Genomic DNA, 17,649 nt, shown 5'->3' with positions numbered 1-17,649 from the left:
GCGTGGGGGACTTCGCGTGTGGGGGGCCGCCCGAAGGGTCAGCCGGATGCGGGGACGGCGGTGGGACGGGCCTCGACGACTCCGTGCGGGGTCCAACCGCCGACGGTGATCCGGCGGTGCGCGGCGTAGCCGCACTCGTCCAGCCAGCCCTCGTAGGCCTGCCAGGGGTAGATCGTGCTGCTTTCGAACGGGAGCGTGGTGAAGTACACCCCGTCCAGGCCGGTGTACAGCGGCCCGGCGCCGTCGTCGTCGGAGAACGCGTTGAAGATCAACACCCGACCGGCGGGGTCGACCGCGCGCAGCGCCTTGGCCAGCAATGCCCGGTTCTGCGGGGGCGACCAGATCACCAGCTGGTGCGCGAACAGTACGCAGTCGTAGCCGCCGGGGTACTCGTCGTCGAAGATGTCCGCCGGGTGCGTGTCGATGCGATCCGCCAGACCGCTTTCGCGGATGTTGTGTTCGGCCACCTCCAGGGCCCCCGGGCGGTCCAGCACCGTGACCCGCAGGTGCGGGTGTGCGGTGACCAGCGCGATGGCGTTCAGCCCGCCACCGCCGCCGATGTCCAGGATCCGGCGGACGCCGCTGTAGTCGACGCCGTCGATCAGGACCGGATTGGAGATGCGCGACCAGGAGTTCATCCCCTTGTAGAACAGTTCCTCCAGGCCGGGAGTACCCGCCAGCCGGCTGTACAGATCGCGGGTTTCGCCGGGGAAGTGCCGCAGCCCCAGGTTCTCCCCCGCACGCAGCGACGCGGTGTACTCGGCCGCGGGCGCGTAGGCGATCCGTGCCTGGAACTCGACGATGTCGCGCAGGTTGGTCCAGGTTCCGTCGTCGAAGGCGGCCTCGACGATCGAGGCGTTGGTGTACCCGTCGCCCCGCTTGACGGTCAGCCGCAGCGACGTGGTGCCCAGCAGGAGCACGGCCGCCGAGCGGTCCGGCAGTTCCAACTCCTTGGCGATCTCGTCCCGGGTGCTGCCGGGTCGTTCGTGCAGGAATTCGGGGAGTCGCAGCTCGCAGGCCGCGTTCAGTTGTTGGAAGGCGGCGTGGCCGAAGAGCAGCGGTACCAGGTCGGCCATGGTCAGCTGCGGGGTCGCGGTCATGGAGTACCTCCGGTCGACGGTGGATGAAGCCCGGTGGAGCCGGTCGCACGCGTCACAGCAGCGTGCGCGTCGACCACAATTCGGGGAAGAACCGGTGCTCGTTGATCGTGCGCAGCCAGGCCAGGCCGGTGGTGCCCCCGGTCCCCGACTTGCTGCCGAGCATGCGTTCCACCACCAGAAGGTGAGTGGAACGCCAGACCGAGAAGCGGAACGAGACGTCGCTCAACGCCTCGGCGAGGCGGTGGTCCAAGGGTCGGCCCGCCGGGTCGCGGTAGACCTCCAGCCACGCCTGCTCCACCAGCGGGTGTGGTTCATGACGGCGCGTCACGTCCCGCTCCAGAAGGTCCGCGGGCAACTTCGCGCCCTGTCGGGCCAGGTATCGGATCGCCTCGTCGTAGATGCTCGGCGCCGCCAACTCGGCCCGGAGCATCGGGTATCGCTCCATGTCGGCCTTCCAGGCCCGAACCGTGTCCGGGTCCTTGTTGCCCATCGCGAATTCGAGCACGCGGTACATGAACGACTGGGTACCGGACGCCTCGCCCAGAATCTCGCGAAACTCCAGGAACTCGTCGGGAGCCATCGCACTGAGCACCTCCCAGGACGCCAGCAGCGCCTGCTGGGACCGGGTCGCCCGCTCCAGGTGACCGCACGCGACGGAGATCCGGTCCTGCCGGATCGCGGTCCGGGCCTGGTCCAGCTCCACGTGGATGGCGCGGAACAGGATCTCCTTGACGTGGCTGATCAGGATGAAGGTCAGCTCGCGCGGCGAATCGGTACGCGGGCGGGCCAGTTCGTGCAGCTCGTCCATCCGCGCGTAGGACACGTACGGGGCGGCCCCGTCGCGTTCGGTATCGCCCCCGAACGGGCAGCGCGCGGGGGCCGGGGTGGAGGCGGCGGCCGGGTGTTCCCTCATCGGAGCTTCCTCGTGGGGTGTGCGCCACGTGCGCGACGCAGTCGGGGGTTGTCGTCCAGGAGTCGGCGCAACACCTTCTCGTCGATGCCCAACCGGCGGGCGGAGAACGAGTGCAACGCGTCCAGGTAGTCCTCCAGGAGTTGCCGCTCGTCCAGCAGCACGGCCTGTCCGGCGCGAACCAGCAGGCGGCCGGCCACGATCACGGTGTCGACGTCGACGGAGCCGCCCAGGTGCAGGAACGCCTCCAGGGGGCGCGGGTTGAGCACGTAGCGCCAGTCGTCGGTGGACACCAGCACCAGGTCGGCTCGCTTGCCCGCCTCCAGGCTGCCGATCTCGTCGTCCCAGCGCAGTCCGCGCGCGGGCAGCCGGGTGGCCATGGCCAGCACGTCGGTGGGCCGCACGAAGGTCTGGTCGGCCGACAGCTCGTTGTGCGCCTGCCAGGCCGCGCGCATGTTCTCCGCCATGCCGCCGAGCGGATAGACCACACCGTCGGTGGAAACCGACACGTCCAGACCGGCTCCGATCAGCTCGGTGATCAGCCGGGTCTCGGTCAGCGCGGATTCGCCGGTGCTGCCGTACTTGGCGGGCGAGTGGCTGATGTGCACGCGGTTGTCGATCAGCAGGGATCGTTCGTACTCGTCCGCGAACGCGCAGTGCACCGCCATCAACCGGTGGTCGAGCAGCCCGAGTTCGTGCAGGCGACGCAGCGGCGTGGTGTCGAAGCACGCACGCGTCGCATCGCTCTCGTGCCGCAGCGCCCCCACGTGGGTGGCGAAGGTGGTGTCGTACCGGGCGACCAACTCGGCCAATCCACGCCCGAGTTCGTCGGACATGTTGCCCGGGTACACCGCCGTGGGCCGGCCGCGCAGCAGGCCGCTGTCGTCCTGGGCGCAGCGGCGCAGCACGTCCTCCAGCGGACCCAGCACGACTTCCGGCTCACGGGTACGCCGAAACGCGCCCTCCCCGGGTACCGCGACACCGTCGGTGGCCCAGGTGCCGAGCACGCAGCGCAGCCCGATCCGCAACGCGGCGTCCGCGAGCGAGTGCGGCAGCGTGAACGAGCCGACGTCGGCGATGGTGGTGGTACCGGATCGTAATTGGGTCCACAGCGAGTACGCGGCGATCGCCTCGGCCTCGTCGGGAGCGAGTTGCCCGGCGAGGTCGTGGAACGAGTCGAACATGGTGGCGATCCGGGCCATTTCCCCACCGCAGGCCATGAACCCGGCCTCGTCCTCGCGGTCGTCGGCCGACCGCAGCGCGCCCTTGAACGGGATTCGCATCGCGTACATCTCGTGCCAGTGCGCGTTGACGAAGCCGGGCAGCACCATCATCGACCGGGCGTCGACGGTGCGCAGACCGGCGCGCACCGCCGGGTCGCAGCCGGCGACCGCCTCGTCCACGTCGGCGCTGGGGCCGACCGCGACGATCGTGTCGCCGACGACGAGCACCGATCCCGGGTCGTGGACGCGCCCGTCGGCCGCGGCACTGTAGACCACGCCGTCCCGGATCAGCAGCCCGGTTTCCGCGGCGTCGCTCGCGCCGGTGCCGGTCATCGGCCGACCTCGCCGTCCGCGGCGTGGCTCGCGGATCGCTGCGCGGCGTCGATCCGCTGCCACCAGGCGTCCAGCGTGGGCTGAGCGGCCAGGTCCTGGAAGGGGATCCGCAGGCCCAGCCGTCGCCATTGGTTGACCAGACGCATCATCTCCAGCGATCCGAGCCCGAGCAGCACCAGGTTCTGGTCGCCCTGCAGGCTTTCGGGGTCGGCGCCGATGACGGCGGCGACGGCTTCCCGCAGTCGCGGTGCGGTCAGCGGGCCGGCCGCCGCGTCGGCGGTACCCGGGTCGATGCTCGGTTCCATCTCGGTTTCCTTCCTGCTGGTGCCCGGGACCGGCCCGGAGGGTTGTCGGGACGGTCCGGTCCCGGGCGTCCGTCGCCGGTGTGGTCAGGAGAATTCGGCGACCAGCGCCTTCTTGTCGACCTTGCCCAGTGGGGTGCGCGGCAGGGCGGTCACGATCTCCAGTCGATCCGGCAGCTTGTAGTCGGCCAGGCCCTCGTCGTGCAGCGCCCGGCGCAGGTCGAGCAGCTCGGGCGGCCGGCCCTGCACGACCACGCACGCGCAGGTTCGCTCACCGAGGACCCGGTCGGGGAGGCCGATCAGGGCGACCTGGTGCACACCGGGCAGGGCAAGCAGGTGCTCCTCGATCTCGGGCGCGGAGATCTTGTCGCCGCCGCGGATCACCACGTCCTTGATCCGGCCCTCGATCACCAGATGGCCGTCGGGGGTGCGTCTGACCACGTCACCGGTGCGGTAGAAGCCGTCCGCGGTGAAGGCCCGCTCGTTGTGTTCGGCGGCCCGGTAGTAGCCGCGCAGGGTGTACGGCCCGCGCACGAGCATCTCGCCCGCCTCGCCGGGGGCCACCGGATCGCCGTGCTCGTCGACGACCCGGACCTCGTCCGCGGGGGACAGCGGCAGGCCCTGGGTGGTGTACGCGGTCTCCGGATCGTCGTCCTCGCGGACGTAGGACAGCATGCCTTCGGCCATCCCGAAGACCTGTTGCAGCCGGCAGCCGAACGCGGGCGGGATCCGGCGGGCCACGTCGGCGGGCAGCTTGGCCCCGCCGACCTGGATGAAGCGCAGACTCGACAGGTCGTGCTCGCTCCACGCCACCTCCTCCAGCCACAGATGCGCGATGGCCGGCACCAGCGAGGTGAAGGTCACCCGCTCCCGGGCGATCAGCGCGAAGCACTCGTCCGCGCCGGCGTCCGCGGCCAGCACCACGGTGCCGCCGGCGGAGAGGGTGCCGAGCACTCCGGGGCATCCCCAGGGGAAGTTGAACTCCACCGGGAGCACCACGAGGTACACGTCCTGCCGGGTGAGTCGGCACAGTTCGCTGCCGGCACGCACCTGGTAGGCGTAGTCGTCGTGGGTGCGTGGGATCAACTTGGGCAGCGCGGTGGTCCCGCCGGACAGCAGGAAGAACGCGACCTCGCCCGGGTCCACGGGCACCGGCCCGAGATCACCGGCGGGTTCGGCCGCGGTGAAGTCGTCCGGGCCGCCCACGATCAGGATCGTGCGCAGGGTGGGCACGTCGGCCTGGATCTGCTTGGCCAGCGCCGGGTAGTCGAAGCCCACCCGGCCGTCGGGCACGACGTAGGCGACCGCCTCGGAGATGCGGCACAGGTGCCGGATCTCGTTGCCGCGGTGTGCGGCCAGTGCGAACACCGGGTGCGCGCCGAGGCGAAACAGCGCGAAGCACACCGCGACGAACTCGGGGATGTTGGGCAGGTGCACCACGACCCGGTCGCCCGCCGTGATTCCCTCGGCGCGCAGCCGGACGGCCACCCGGTCGGCCCACAGGTCGAGTTCGCGGTAGCTCAGCCGGCGTTCCTCGTGCACCAGCGCGATGCGGTCGGTGTATCGCAGCGCCCAGTCGTGCAGCAGGTCGCCCAGGGTGCGGCCCTGCCAGTACCCCGACTCGCGGTAGCGCTCCGCCCATTCGTCGGGCCACGGCGTGCACCCGGCGAGCATCACCGGCCTCCGTCCGCGTCCGCGGTGATCCGCACGATCGCGCAGGCCACCTCGAAGCCCGGGGTGCCACCGAGCAGGAGCACGTGGTCACCGGTGCGCACCGCGCCGGTCGTCCACAGGTGTTCCAGCCCGGCGACGTGGTCCGAGGGGCCGGCGTGACCGGTACGCCGGACGAACTCCCAGGTGCCGCGCGCCTCGTCGATCCCGATCGGATCCAGGAAGGTGTCCCGCAGCGCGCCCTGCGCGAAGCTGACGTGGGCGACGCGGGTGATGTCGTCCATGGTCAGCCCGGCCTCGGCCACCGTGTCGCGCACCACGTCGGCCACCAGGTCGCCCAGCGACCCCATCGGCGGCGGGCTGCCTGCGGCCCATTGGCCGGCCCAGTAGGCGCGCCGGCGCTCCAGGTCGAGCGGTTCGCCGCGGGTGATGCCCGGCGGGAACATCTGTTCGCCGCCGCGGTGCAGTTCCTCCATCCCCGGGATGGATCGGGCGCCCGTGGCCACCAGTCGGGCGAACCCGGGTCGGGTGGACAACACGATCGCACCGGCGCCGTCGGCGAGTACGAACAGCTTGGAGACCGTCCAGCGGTCGACCGCGGGGGTGTTGAAGTTGTCCCCGGTGGTCAGGAGCACCGCGATCCGGCTCGGATCGGCCAGCAGGTGGTTGGCGCCCAGCACCAACGATTCGATGATGCCCAGGCACCCGTGCCGGACCTCGATCGCCGAGATGGGCTGGTCGATGGTGTTGCGCACGATGTAGTGCGGCGCCGACCACACGTCCGGTCCCTGGTAGTGGACGGTGCTGTGGAACAGCTTGCAGATCTCGTTCGCCTCGTGATCGGCCCGCTTGAGCGCCTCGTTCGCGGCGCGGATCGCCATGTCGGGGGCGGGCAGGTCACCGGCGTCGCCGATGGAGAGCAACCCACTGCTCTCGCGTTCGGCGGCGGCGTACCGGCCGGCCGCGACCGCGTCCTCGGTGCTCACCCGGTCCGGAAGGTAGGTGCCGATACCGGCCAGGTGGATTCCGTCGAATCTCATTGTTGCTCTCCTCGGCGCCGGATTATCGGGACCGGTCGGCACGACCGGACAGGACGGGGACGGCGTGCTCGTCCGCCGCGCGGACGGCGGATGCGTACAGGCTCGCGAACCGCGGGTCGATCCGGGCCCCACCGTCGTAGTAACGGGAGTACCGGGCCCGGTAGTTGGAGAACCAACCCGGGTGATCGTGCAGGAAGAGGATGTCGTGGAAGGCCATGTTCCTGATCGCGATCATCGGCCAGGGGGCCCGGTTGACCGGGAACAGCGGGTTGCGCGCGGCCGGGGCACGGCAGTCCGGGTGGAACTGGCCGAGCATCAGGCCCTCGGCCACCGCCCGGTCCTTGGTCGCCCGATGGCCCTCGTCGATCAACCACCAGCCGTCCTCGGGCAGGTCGGTGACCAGGACCACGAGCGCGTGCAGCTGGGGGTTGCGCACCTTCCAGTCGATCGAACGGAACATCCGGGTGGCGTCCTCGATCATGCGCACCATGCGAGGCAGGTGCGGCGGACCCTCCCAGCGATGACCCACCGCGATCAGCGAATCGGCGCGCAGCGAGGGTTCGACGAAGGGGCAGACCGGGCCGTCCCGGCCGAGTTCGGCGTGTGGTCGGGCGATGTAGTCGCCGAGCCAGGCGTGCAACTCCCGGTCGCGCTCGGCGTCCAGGGTGACGAACGGATCTTTCCTCATCGGATGCCCTCGTCCCGGATCACGGAGCAGTTCGCGGCACGAAGCGGCCAGTGTGTACCGGGCGCGAAGCACTCCAGGGTGACGGTTTGGCTGAGCGGAATCGGGTCCGCGGTGTTGGCCGAGACCGTGCGACGGTTTTGCCAGGCGGGTCCGCCGGCGCGCATACCGGTCTCGCATGGGTTACGTGCGGGCGCCGCGGCCTCCTGAGGGGCGAGTTCGGCGGCGGCCGGGTCGACGCCCGCGTGCAGCCGGCCCTGCGGCTCAGCCCAGTGCCACGCCTGGGCGTCCAGCGCGGCCCAGGTGCGCACCCCCTCGGCGCCGAAACGGTGGCCGAGGTAACCCCGGATGAGCGCCAACGCGCGCAGACACACGCCCCGCCAGCCCTCGGTGTCGGTCTCGTCGGGCTCGGGCCGGCCGTCGTCCAGCCGGTCCAGGATCGCCGCCCACGCGTCGTATCCACCCGCGTCCAGTTGTTCGAGCGCGTTGGCCATGCTCACCTCGGCGGCGAAGAGCCGGTGCCGCCAGACCGTCGCGTCGTCGCCGTCGGCGTCGGGACCGCCGTTGCGGTGTCCCTCTCCGGGCACGGTCACATCAGACCCCTTCCGTCGCCAGCGCGCGCGGGCGGGCGGCCACCGAGCGAGGTGGCGGCACCGCCAGGACCCGACCGGTCGCCGTCAGCAACCGGGCCAGATCGGCGGTGAGTTCGGCCAGTTCCTTGGGGTGCAGGGCCTGCCCGGCGTCGCACAGCGCGGTGGCCGCCTCGGGGTGGATGTCGATCATGATGCCGTCGGCACCGACCGCCGCGGCGGCCAGCGCGAGCGGGCGCACCAGGTCGGTACGTCCGGCCGCGTGGCTGGGGTCGACGATCACCGGCAGGTGGCTCATCCGCCGCACCGCGGCGACGGCGGACAGGTCGAGGGTGAATCGGGTCGCCGGCTCGAACGTGCGGATGCCGCGTTCGCACAGCACCACGTCGGGGTTGCCCTCGGACAGGATGTACTCGGCCGCGAGCAGCCATTCCTCGATCGTGGCCGCCATCCCGCGCTTGAGCAGCACCGGCCGGCCGCTTCGTCCGATCGCACGCAACAGGGTGGCGTTGCACATGTTTCGGGTACCGACCTGGAGAATGTCCGCGACCTCCAGGATGTCGTCCAGATCCGCGACGTCGAGGACCTCGGTGATGATCGGCAACCCGGTGACCTCCCGCTGTTCGGCGAGCAGACGCAGACCGGCGCGTCCCAACCCCTGGAAGCTGTACGGCGAGGTCCGCGGCTTGTAGGCACCACCACGCAGGATGGCGCCGCCGGCCAGCGCGACGCCGTGCGCGGAGTCGCTCATCTGGGTCCGGTTCTCCACCGCGCACGGCCCCGCCACGACCACGAACGCCGGTCCACCGATCGCCACTCCGGCCACGTCCACGACGGTGTCGGCGGGTTGGTAGGCACGTCCGGTGAAGCGCAGTGCGTCCTCGGTGTCGACCACCGACTCCACCCCGGGCAACGGTCGGATGCGTTCGGCCAGGCCCCGTGGAGCGGTCTTGGTCGAGATCAGGTGGGCGCGGCCGTGGCATCGGCTGCGCAGCACCTGCATATCCTCCGCACGAAGCGCCGCGGCCACGTCGTCGGCGTGCTCCGGGGCGGAGGTCTGATCCATCACCACGATCATCGGCGAGTCCCCCAGCGTCCTGATTGCGCGACCCGAACCCCCGTCCAGGCCGAGTCGGACACTGACAGGCCGCACTTACACGCCTCTTTCGTGTCTCTTGCGTCTCGGCGGAGCAGGGGCGCGGGACCGCGGACGCGTCGATCGGGGCCGTCCGGCGGGTACGAGCCGGGCACCTCGGTGGGTCCGAATCGGCCCGCACCCGGCGCCCGGCGATCGTTCACCGTCGCGCCGAGACCAGCCACAGGCGTTGGGCCAGCCGCTGGTTGGCGGCGAGCACGGGCGGAACCGGCCGCCCCAGCGCGGCGGCGCAGGACTCGACGTCGACGAGGTCCGCGTGCCAGCCGAAGCCGGCCAGCCACCCGAGCGGGTCGTCGATCGAGGACCGCCAGGCCACTCCGATCCGGGCGAGCTCGTGCGCCATTCGGGCGAATTCCTCGGTCTGCATCATCGCCGCGTTGACGTGGTCCAGGACGAGCCTGCTGCCCGGTTGGGACAACGCGCCGATCCGCGCGATCAGTTGATCGCAGTCGGCCCGACCGAGGTAGAGCAGCAGGCTCTCGGCCACCCACGCGGTGGGCAGCGCGGGATCGAATCCCGCCGAACACAGCGCCGCCGCCCACTCCTTGCCGAGGTCGACCGCCACCGACACCCGGTGGCATCGCGGGAGCGCCCTCGCCCGCGCCAGCACGGCGGCCTTGTAGCGCAGGACATCCTCCCGGTCGAGCTCGAACACGCGCACCCCCGGCGGCCAGGGCAGTCGGAAGGCCCGGGTGTCCAACCCCGCCCCGAGCAACACCACTTGGCGCCCGCCCGCGTGAGTCGCGGCCAGCAGTTGGTCGTCGAACAGGCGAGTGCGCAGCCCGATGAACCCGTGTATCCCGGCCCAGCGTCCACCCAGTGACCGCCGGGGTGCGAACCCGGCCGGCAACGCCGCCCCGGCCGCATCCACGGGAGCCAGGAAAGCGGCCGCGAGGTGGTCGTCGAAGAGTCGATCGGGGCGACGGCTCTCCAGGTTGCGTTCGACGGCGATGGTCAGCGCGGTCAGACCGGCTCCCGACAGCGGGAAATCACGGTGGTCGCAGGGATCACGGCTCGGCTCGGTCATCACTTTCCTTTCCACACCGACAGCGGTGCCCTCACCCTGTCGAGCACCGTGTGTCGTCGGGCGATCACGGTTGGCAGTCGCCAGATTGCCGGGGGGCGAAACGGAAATACCAGCCAGTTGTCCCCTGGCGCCGGATATCGGCTTTCAAGTAGCGTCGTGGGGTGGATTCCACCAGGCTCGACCCGCTGGAACGGCAATTGGTGCACGCGCTCCAGATCGACGGGCGGGCGCATTTCAGCCGGGTGGCCGCGGTCCTGCAGGTATCCGATCAGACGGTGGCCCGCCGTTATCGCAAGCTGCACAACTCGGGCGCCATGCGGGTGCTGGGCCTGCCCGACGTCAGTCGTTTCGGTCAGGTCGAGTGGCTGGTCCGGATCCAGTGCAGTCCCGACGCGGCGGCCGGCATCGCCGCCGCCTTGGCCTGGCGCGACGACACCTCCTGGGTCAGCCTGACCGCCGGCGGCACCGAGATCGTCTGCGTCACCCGCAGCGGCCCGCGCAACGATCGTGATTCCCTGCTTCTGCAGAAGTTGCCGCGCACTCCGCGCGTGGTCGGCGTCACCGCCCACAACATCCTGCACGCGTTCTCCGGCGGCCCGACCGGCTGGCACGGCAAGGCCAACTCGCTGACCCCGGAACAGATCCGCGAACTCGACGCGGGGCTCGGCGATCCCCCCAAGCATCGGGAACGCCTGGAGTTGTTCGAGGGGGACAGCAAGCTCCTGGCCACGCTCGCCCTGGACGGTCGGGCCGGCTACGCCAAACTGGCCGAGGTGACCGGCTGGTCCGAATCGACCGCCAAGCGCCGGTTGGAGAGCCTGCGCCGGGCCCGGGCGCTGTTCTTCGACGTGGAGATCGATTCGGCGCTGCTCGGCTACGAGACCGAGATGATGTTGTGGCTCTCGGTGCCCCCCGCGGCCCTGGTCGCGGTCGGTGAGGCGCTGGCCGGACATCACGAGGTGGCCTTCGCCGCCGCCATCACCGGCTCCGCGAACCTGGTCGCGATGGTCGCCTGCCGAGACGCCGACGACTTCTACCACTACCTGACCACCCGGATCGCCGGCTTGGACCAGGTGGTGGCGATGGAAACGGCTCCGGTCATCCGCTCGGTCAAGCGCGCCGGCAGCGTGCCCAAGTCGGTCTCCACCGGATCGGGCCCCTCGCGGCGCTGACGCCCGCCGAGACCGGCAGCGGAACCCGACCCGCCGCGGCGCCCGCCCCCGACCGGGACCACGACGCGGACCGGGCCCGAGGCGCGGACCGAGCCCCGATCCACCACGACCGGCCCGAGCCGTCCGGCCCGCTGTCCCCTGCCCGCCGCCGAGCCGACCGCGGCTGATCCCGCCGGCACGGCCGGACGGTTTCCGCCCTCGACACCGGTCGCGATGTCGAAAACAAGCAATGTGTTCCCCCTGCGTGGCGCGTTCCGCCCGATCACCGCGAAGGTTCCGGTATCCGGGGTTTCTCGACATCAACCACCCTCCGCCGAGAGGAAACTCATGCGTAAGTGGCCGCCCCTTGTGGCGATCTGTCTCGGTACGTTCATGCTGCTCGTGGACGTGACCATCGTGACCGTGGCACTGCCGGACATGGCGACCGATCTGGACACCGAGTTGTCCGACCTGGAGTGGGTCGTCGACATCTACGCGTTGGCACTGGCCGCACTGCTGCTGGGCATCGGGTCGACGGCGGACGTACTCGGCCGCAAGGCCACCTACCTGGTCGGCCTGGTGGTCTTCGCGATCGCCTCGCTGGTGTGCGCGCTGGCGCCCGACGCGGGTGTGCTGATCGCGGCCCGAGGTGTGCAGGGCATCGGCGCGGCGGGCATGTTCGGCACCACCATCGCCCTGCTGGGCTCGCACTACCGGGGCAAGGATCGCGCCGTCGCGTTCGCCGTGTGGGGTGCCACCAACGCGGTGGCCGCGGCGGCGGGACCGGTGGTCGGCGGCCTTTTGACCGAATACCTGGACTGGCGCTGGATCTTCTACGTCAACCTCCCGGTGAGCGTGATCGCGGTCCTGATGAGCGTGCGCGTGCTGAAGGAGGAGCGCCCCGCCGAACGCCATCGGATCGACATCCCGGGAATCATCGCGTTCACCGTCGCCGCCGGATCGGTCACCTTCGCGCTGATCCGGGCCCATGTCGACGGCTGGACCTCGGTGAACACCCTGGGCATGCTCGGGCTCGGCCTGGTCGCGCTGATCGTGTTCATCGTGGTGGAGCGCCGGCACCCGTACCCGATCCTGGATCTCACGCTCTTCCGGAGCCGTTCGTTCGTCGGGATCATGTCGGCCGGGTTGTTGATGCAGGCCGCCGCGTTCGCCTACCTGCTGTTCACGTCCCTGTGGCTGCAGACCGTCCTGGGCTACGGGCCGATCAAGGCGGGCCTGTACATCCTGCCGCTGAGCATCTCGGCGTTCGTGCTCTCCGCCCTGGTGGGCCGACTGGGACCATGGGCCCCCAAACCCGCGATCGGCATCGGCATGCTCTTCATCGCGGCGGGCGCGGCGCTGCAGGCGTTCGTGAAGGCCGACTCGTCGGGCGGGGTGATCATCGCCGGCCTCCTGGTGGCCGGGGTGGGCGTCGGGCTGGTCACTCCGACCCTGTCCGGCGCCGCGTTGGCCTCGGTGCCGGCGGCTCGTGGCGGAATGGCGGGCGGTGCGGTGAACACCTTCCGTCAACTCGGCTTCGCCCTGGGCATCGCCGTGTTCGGCGTCATCTTCCAGGCCCGAGTCCAGGACGTGCTCACCGACAAGGGCCACCTGGCCAACGCCCACGACGTGGCCGGGGCGCTGACCGGCGGTCAGGCGCAAGGCGTGATCGCCCGCACTCCCGAACCCCAGCGGGACTCGATGGAGCATCTGGTCCGCGAGGCGTTCGCCTCGGGTCTCGACGTCACGCTCCTGGTCGCCGCAGCCGTCGCCGTCCTGGCCGCGATCCTGGTCTTCGCCCTGGTCGACGCGCCCGCGTCCCGGGAATCGACCGACGACGAGTCCGAACCGCTGTCGGAGACGACCTCGGCGGCGGGAAACGTCTGACCTCCTGCCCGGGCGGTCATCGCGGGCCCACGCCGCTCGGTGCCGTGTTCGGGCCACACGTGCACGCCCGCCGGATCCGGCGACTCGTACGCGCCGGTCGGACCGAACACTTCCGGTCCGACCGGCGTGCGCACGCGTTCAGGACCGGGCGGCGGGTCGCAGCAGGCCCATCTGGGCCAGCACCGCGTCACCGACCGAGGTCCCGACCCGACCGAGATCGAACGGCAGGTCGAAGTGGTTGCGCCCGACCACCACCAAGTCGCGGACCGGGTGCTCCCGGGCCCGCAGAGCCTCGACGAACTCCCGCTGCTGCCGGGCGTATTCGAAGGTCTCGGCGGCACCGCGGGCGACGATCACCGATTGCGCGGCAAGCGGCCCGCCACGCAGCGGGCTGTATCGCCGCGCGGTTTCCCGATCCAGCCCCAGCGCGTCGTTGACGTAGCTCGACCGGATCGGTTCGAGGTCGTACACCCCGCTGAGCAGGCACACTCCCGGCAGCCGCGGCCCCGCCTCGGGCCCGCTCAGCGCCGCCGCGACGAGGTGCGCACCCGCCGAACTCCCGCCCGCGTACACCGCGTCGCCCGAGTGTCCGAGCAACGCACCACGCTCGCACAACCAGCGCAGCCCGCGCCGCACGGACTCGACCATCGCGCCCAGCGAACAAAGCGGCGCCAGTCCGTACCCCAGCGCCGCGAAGGCGGCCCCGGCCTTCACGAACCGGGGTGCGGCGAAGGCCGATTCCTCCTTGCTGCACTGCTGCCAGTGGCCGCCGTGGACGAAGACGAACAGCGGTGCCCCGGGCCGGGTGGCCGGGAAGTAGTCGAGTCGTTCCGCCGGGCCCGGTCCGTATCGCACGTCCGGGCGGCATGCCAGGTCGGCGCGCGCCTGCCGGCTCCTGGCCGCGGCCTGGTCCAGTATCCGGAGAAAGTCGGGCGCGCGGGAACTCGGCGAATACTCGCGGTCGAGCGCGGCCCGATCGAACGCGCCGTACACGATCGTCATGGGTCCTCCACATTCGGTCGACGCCGCGGCACCGGCGTTCGGGGTTCGAGAGTTCGGCGGTTCGGGGCTCGGCGGTTCGGCGGTTTGGGCGGTTCGGCGGTTCGCGGGTTCGAGGCTTCGAGGCTTCGACGACAGACAGCCTCAGGCGCTGTCCTCCAGTGCCGCCCGCTCCCACACCTCGCGCCGGGTGACGTCCCGGCACGTTCGCCGCGTCCGTCCCGGTCCGGTCAACGCGGGCATCGGCGCCTCCTGTTGCCGAAACGCGGGCGGCGCCGGCAATCTGCGAGGCACGGCTGTCTCCGCCTTTTCCGCCGGAACCACGAACACGCGTGCACGTGAGCCTCCTTCGCTTCGGCGCGGCCGAGTGCCGCCGGTCCCGATCGATGCCGCCGAGACCATGTGCACGGTGTGGCAGGCGCGCGCGTAGACCAGGGGTCGGCCGGCCCGACCGGCGGTGCCGGCCGCTGCCCGGGCGTGCCGCGTCGCGAGCCGAATCCCGTCCGCGTCCCGGCCCTCGAGCAGCACCAGCACCAGGCCGGACCGGGCATCGCACTCACCCCGCGTGGAGCCGACCCGACGGGCCAGCCTCAGCGCGACCGTGTGATGCCGAAGCGCGAGGTCACGGTGCCCCTGCAGGCGGGCGATCTCACCGAGCACGTTCAACGCGTGTGCCCGAGACCGCACGTCGCCGCCGGCGCATGCCAACCGCAGCGCCTCGCCGCCGTGTCGGGCCGCGGTGCCCAGACCCCCGCGTTCGAGGTAGGTCCGCGCCAGCACGGCCTCGATCGCGGCCTGATCACGGGCCGTACCGCCGGATGCCAAGGCCTGGGCGAGATAGCTGACCGCCCGCTCGGCACGGCCCTGATCGTGCGAGACCAGGCCCAGCCGCCACAACGTTCGGGCCGTACCGGGTCCGGATCCGCCCGGCTCGGCGTGGCGGGCGTCGCGCAGCGCGGCCAGCAACTCCTCGCGGGCCTCGTCCAGCCGGCCCGCGCGGTGCAACTCGGCTGCCAGGTCGCGTCGGACGCATGCGGCCGCCCGCAGTCCGCCGAGCCGATCGGCCAGGTCGCGGGCCGTGGTCAACACGTCGATGGCTCTCGCGCCACACTGCTCGACGCCGATCGCGAGCCCGAGGCCACGCAGGGCGGCCAAGCGCTGCCAGGGCTCGTTCGCCGTGAGGTCGCGTTCGAGCGCCCGGGTGAAGTACAGCCGGGCTCGGGTCGATCGCCCCAGACCCAGATGGGCGAAGCCGAGTCCGATCAACGTGGCCGCGGTCCAGCCGCTCCCGCTACGCCGTTCGGCCGCCCGCGCGGCCAGGGCACAGCGCAGCGCCTGATCGTGGTGGCCGCCCTCGGCCAGGTAGGGACCGAGCAACGCGGCCGTCGCGATCACCGGGCAATCGGCGCCACCCGTCTCCACCAGGGCCACCAGGGCCGCCCGCTCGGCGTCCAGCCAGGCCGAGGCGGCACCCACGTCGGCGAATCGTGCCCGCTCCTCGCCCGGTCCGCAGACCTCGGCAAAGGTGCCCAGGCCGAGCCTGCGAACCGCCTCCCGCACACCCGCGAACAGCCACGCACTCACCCGCCGCGCCGCCCGCGTGCGCTCGGCGGGTGCGTCCGCGGCCTGCGACAACTCGGCGGCATACGCACGCGTCAGTCCCCGCAGCCGGAACCGGCCGGGGCCGCTGGGGGCGACCAGGTGGCCGGCCGCGAGCCGGTCCAGAATCTCCTTGGCCCGTTCGTCGTCGGCCAGGTCCGCCAGCACCCGGACGGTGGCGATGCCGAAATCCGGTCCGGGAGTCAATGGCAACAGCCGATACACCCGCGCGGCCTGGGGCGAGAGCAGCCCGACCGCCGCCCGGAAGGCGTCGCGCACACCGGCCCGAGGGCCGAGTCCCAGGGTGAGTCGACTCAGCGGGCCGGCCTCGCGCAACCGGGCCACGTAGTCCGCGACGCGGCACTCGGGATCGGCGGCGAGCGTCGCCGCGGCGATCCGCAGGGCCAGGGGCAGGCGATCGCACAACCGCGCCAGTTCCGCTGCGACCTCGCGCTCGGCGGCGAGCCGGGGCGCACCCACCACACCGTCGAGCAGCGCTGCGGATTCGGTCTCGGTCAGTTCGTCCGAAAGCGCGAACAACCGGGCGCCACAGGAGGCACTCAGTTCCGGCAGATCCACTCGACTGGTCACCAGTACCGCCGAGCCCGCGGTGCCGGGCAGCAGCAGCGTGACCTGCTCGGCGCGAGTGACGTCGTCGAGCACCAACAGCACCCTTCGGTCCGCCAGTTGGGCACGCAACGCCGCCGCGCGCGCCTCCAGGCCGGCCGGCACGCGGAACTGGCCCGATGCCGCAAGGAGTTCCGCCAACACCTCGGCCGGATCACGGGGGTCGCCGTCGGCGCCGCTCAGGCGCACGTACCACTGGCCGTCCGGAAACAACCGGCGCAACCGGTGCGCGGCCCGCAGCGCGGTCGCCGTCTTCCCCACCCCCGGCCCGCCCGAGAGCACCACGACCGGCGACGCGGGCAACCCGTGGTGCGGCGTGGCGGCCTCGGCGATACAACCGAGCACCGCCTCGCGTCCGACGAAATCGGGATCGTCGCGCGGGAGTTGATACAGCGGGGTCCACGAGCCTCGGGACTGCTCGGCGGCCGGTGCGCGGTGCTTGGCGGCGGACTCGGGTGCCAGGGTCTGCGCACCGCTGAGGATCGCCCGCTGCAACCGAACCAGTCGCTCGCCCGGGTCGATGCCCAACTCCTCGTTGAGCCTGTCCCGGACGTCGGCGTACGCGGCCAGCGCCTCCGCCTGCCGATCGCAGCGGTACAGCGTGAGGATGAGCTGATACCAGAACCGTTCGCGATAGGGATGGTCGGCGGTCATCTGACGCAGCGGGGCCAGAATCCGGTCCTGTCGGCCCAGGAACAGGCCGACGTCGAAGTAGCGCTCGGCCGCGCGCAACCGGCGTTCGGTCAGCACGGGCACCGCCTCCCGCTGCAGGGTCTCCGCGGGCACGTCGTCCAGTGCCGGGCCACGCCACAGGGCCAGGGCGGCGGCGAGCAGATCGGCCTCCTCGGCGGGCCGATCGGCCGCGCGCGCCACCTCGGCACGCTCGACCAGGTCGTCGAACCGGTTCAGGTCCAGCGCCGACGCGGCGATCGTGATCCGATACCCCTCGGGCATGGTGTGGATCAGCCGTTCTCCGCCGGCCTGCTCCAACGTCTGGCGCAGCCGGTTCATGTGCACGTGCAAGGCATTGCGGCCGCTGGCCGGAGGGTTTCCCTCCCACAGGTGGCCGAGCAGTTTCTCCACGCCCACCGTTTGCCCCGCGTGCAGCAACAGGCAGGCCAGCAGGCTGCGTTGCTTGGGCGCCCGCAGGGGGACCGAGCGATTGTCGACGATGACTTCGAGCGGTCCGAGGATCAGGAAGTCGGCACGATCCGGTAAGCCGCGGCCCGAACCGGGCGACGTCGCACCGTCTCCGCCCCCGCGGACCGCCGGTGAGCGGTGCACCGGAAAGGATGCTGTGGTCACTGGTTTCTCCAAGAACAGGGATACCGGCCGCCGATCGGCGACCG

Annotated in this window: 14 protein-coding genes; 2 read left to right on the top strand and 12 right to left on the bottom strand. The window is 71.5% G+C overall.

From position 1 onward, the window contains the following. Positions 1 to 38 precede the first annotated feature (38 nt). From ACFZBU_RS02020 to ACFZBU_RS01975, 10 genes are all read right to left on the bottom strand, one after another. Positions 39 to 1,100, bottom strand: coding sequence for a methyltransferase (locus ACFZBU_RS02020; RefSeq protein WP_391581495.1), 1,062 nt, complete (start codon positions 1,098 to 1,100; stop codon positions 39 to 41). A 52-nt stretch (positions 1,101 to 1,152) separates the two neighbouring features. Next, complete coding sequence (locus ACFZBU_RS02015; protein ID WP_391581494.1) at positions 1,153 to 2,013, bottom strand: tryptophan 2,3-dioxygenase; 861 nt, start codon at positions 2,011 to 2,013, stop codon at positions 1,153 to 1,155. Beyond that, positions 2,010 to 3,566 (bottom strand): amidohydrolase family protein, encoded by a 1,557-nt coding sequence (locus tag ACFZBU_RS02010; protein WP_391581493.1) that lies wholly within the window; start codon positions 3,564 to 3,566, stop codon positions 2,010 to 2,012. The genes ACFZBU_RS02015 and ACFZBU_RS02010 overlap by 4 nt, the downstream gene beginning before the upstream one ends. Further along, the gene (locus ACFZBU_RS02005) at positions 3,563 to 3,871 is read right to left on the bottom strand and encodes a phosphopantetheine-binding protein (protein ID WP_391581492.1); all 309 of its coding nucleotides are present in this window, start codon (positions 3,869 to 3,871) and stop codon (positions 3,563 to 3,565) included. The genes ACFZBU_RS02010 and ACFZBU_RS02005 overlap by 4 nt, the downstream gene beginning before the upstream one ends. A gap of 84 nt (positions 3,872 to 3,955) precedes the next feature. After that, complete coding sequence (locus tag ACFZBU_RS02000) at positions 3,956 to 5,542, bottom strand: (2,3-dihydroxybenzoyl)adenylate synthase (protein ID WP_391581491.1); 1,587 nt, start codon at positions 5,540 to 5,542, stop codon at positions 3,956 to 3,958. After that, the gene (locus ACFZBU_RS01995; protein WP_391581490.1) at positions 5,542 to 6,579 is read right to left on the bottom strand and encodes a ketoacyl-ACP synthase III family protein; all 1,038 of its coding nucleotides are present in this window, start codon (positions 6,577 to 6,579) and stop codon (positions 5,542 to 5,544) included. Before ACFZBU_RS01995 ends, ACFZBU_RS02000 begins: the two co-directional genes overlap by 1 nt. A gap of 22 nt (positions 6,580 to 6,601) precedes the next feature. Then, positions 6,602 to 7,267: a DUF6875 domain-containing protein gene (locus ACFZBU_RS01990; protein WP_391581489.1), complete on the bottom strand. Its 666-nt coding sequence runs from the start codon at positions 7,265 to 7,267 to the stop codon at positions 6,602 to 6,604. After that, a complete protein-coding gene (locus tag ACFZBU_RS01985; RefSeq protein ID WP_391581488.1) occupies positions 7,264 to 7,857 on the bottom strand; it encodes a hypothetical protein in 594 nt (197 codons plus the stop codon). Before ACFZBU_RS01985 ends, ACFZBU_RS01990 begins: the two co-directional genes overlap by 4 nt. A 1-nt stretch (position 7,858) precedes the next feature. Further along, a complete protein-coding gene (gene aroF, locus ACFZBU_RS01980; RefSeq protein WP_391581487.1) occupies positions 7,859 to 8,920 on the bottom strand; it encodes a 3-deoxy-7-phosphoheptulonate synthase in 1,062 nt (353 codons plus the stop codon). Between the two features lie 229 nt (positions 8,921 to 9,149). Then, on the bottom strand, positions 9,150 to 10,037 hold the full coding sequence (locus tag ACFZBU_RS01975) for an SAM-dependent methyltransferase (protein ID WP_391581486.1): 888 nt from the start codon (positions 10,035 to 10,037) through the stop codon (positions 9,150 to 9,152). A 161-nt stretch (positions 10,038 to 10,198) separates the two neighbouring features. On the opposite strand from ACFZBU_RS01975, the gene ACFZBU_RS01970 reads away from it, so the two are divergent. Together ACFZBU_RS01970 and ACFZBU_RS01965 are read left to right on the top strand one after the other, a co-directional pair. Further along, on the top strand, positions 10,199 to 11,209 hold the full coding sequence (locus ACFZBU_RS01970; protein WP_391581485.1) for an Lrp/AsnC family transcriptional regulator: 1,011 nt from the start codon (positions 10,199 to 10,201) through the stop codon (positions 11,207 to 11,209). 327 nt (positions 11,210 to 11,536) lie between these two features. Further along, complete coding sequence (locus ACFZBU_RS01965; RefSeq protein ID WP_391581484.1) at positions 11,537 to 13,075, top strand: MFS transporter; 1,539 nt, start codon at positions 11,537 to 11,539, stop codon at positions 13,073 to 13,075. Between the two features lie 138 nt (positions 13,076 to 13,213). Here ACFZBU_RS01965 and ACFZBU_RS01960 read toward each other — a convergent pair whose 3' ends face one another. Together ACFZBU_RS01960 and ACFZBU_RS01955 are read right to left on the bottom strand one after the other, a co-directional pair. Then, complete coding sequence (locus ACFZBU_RS01960; RefSeq protein ID WP_391581483.1) at positions 13,214 to 14,077, bottom strand: alpha/beta hydrolase; 864 nt, start codon at positions 14,075 to 14,077, stop codon at positions 13,214 to 13,216. 141 nt (positions 14,078 to 14,218) lie between these two features. Next, the gene (locus tag ACFZBU_RS01955; RefSeq protein ID WP_391581482.1) at positions 14,219 to 17,605 is read right to left on the bottom strand and encodes a BTAD domain-containing putative transcriptional regulator; all 3,387 of its coding nucleotides are present in this window, start codon (positions 17,603 to 17,605) and stop codon (positions 14,219 to 14,221) included. Positions 17,606 to 17,649 lie beyond the last annotated feature (44 nt).

The sequence above is a fragment of the Embleya sp. NPDC008237 genome (assembly GCF_042956465.1).
Taxonomy (GTDB): Bacteria; Actinomycetota; Actinomycetes; order Streptomycetales; family Streptomycetaceae; genus Embleya.
Note: the sequence above shows the minus strand (reverse complement) of the source record. Positions and strands in the feature narration are given on the sequence as shown.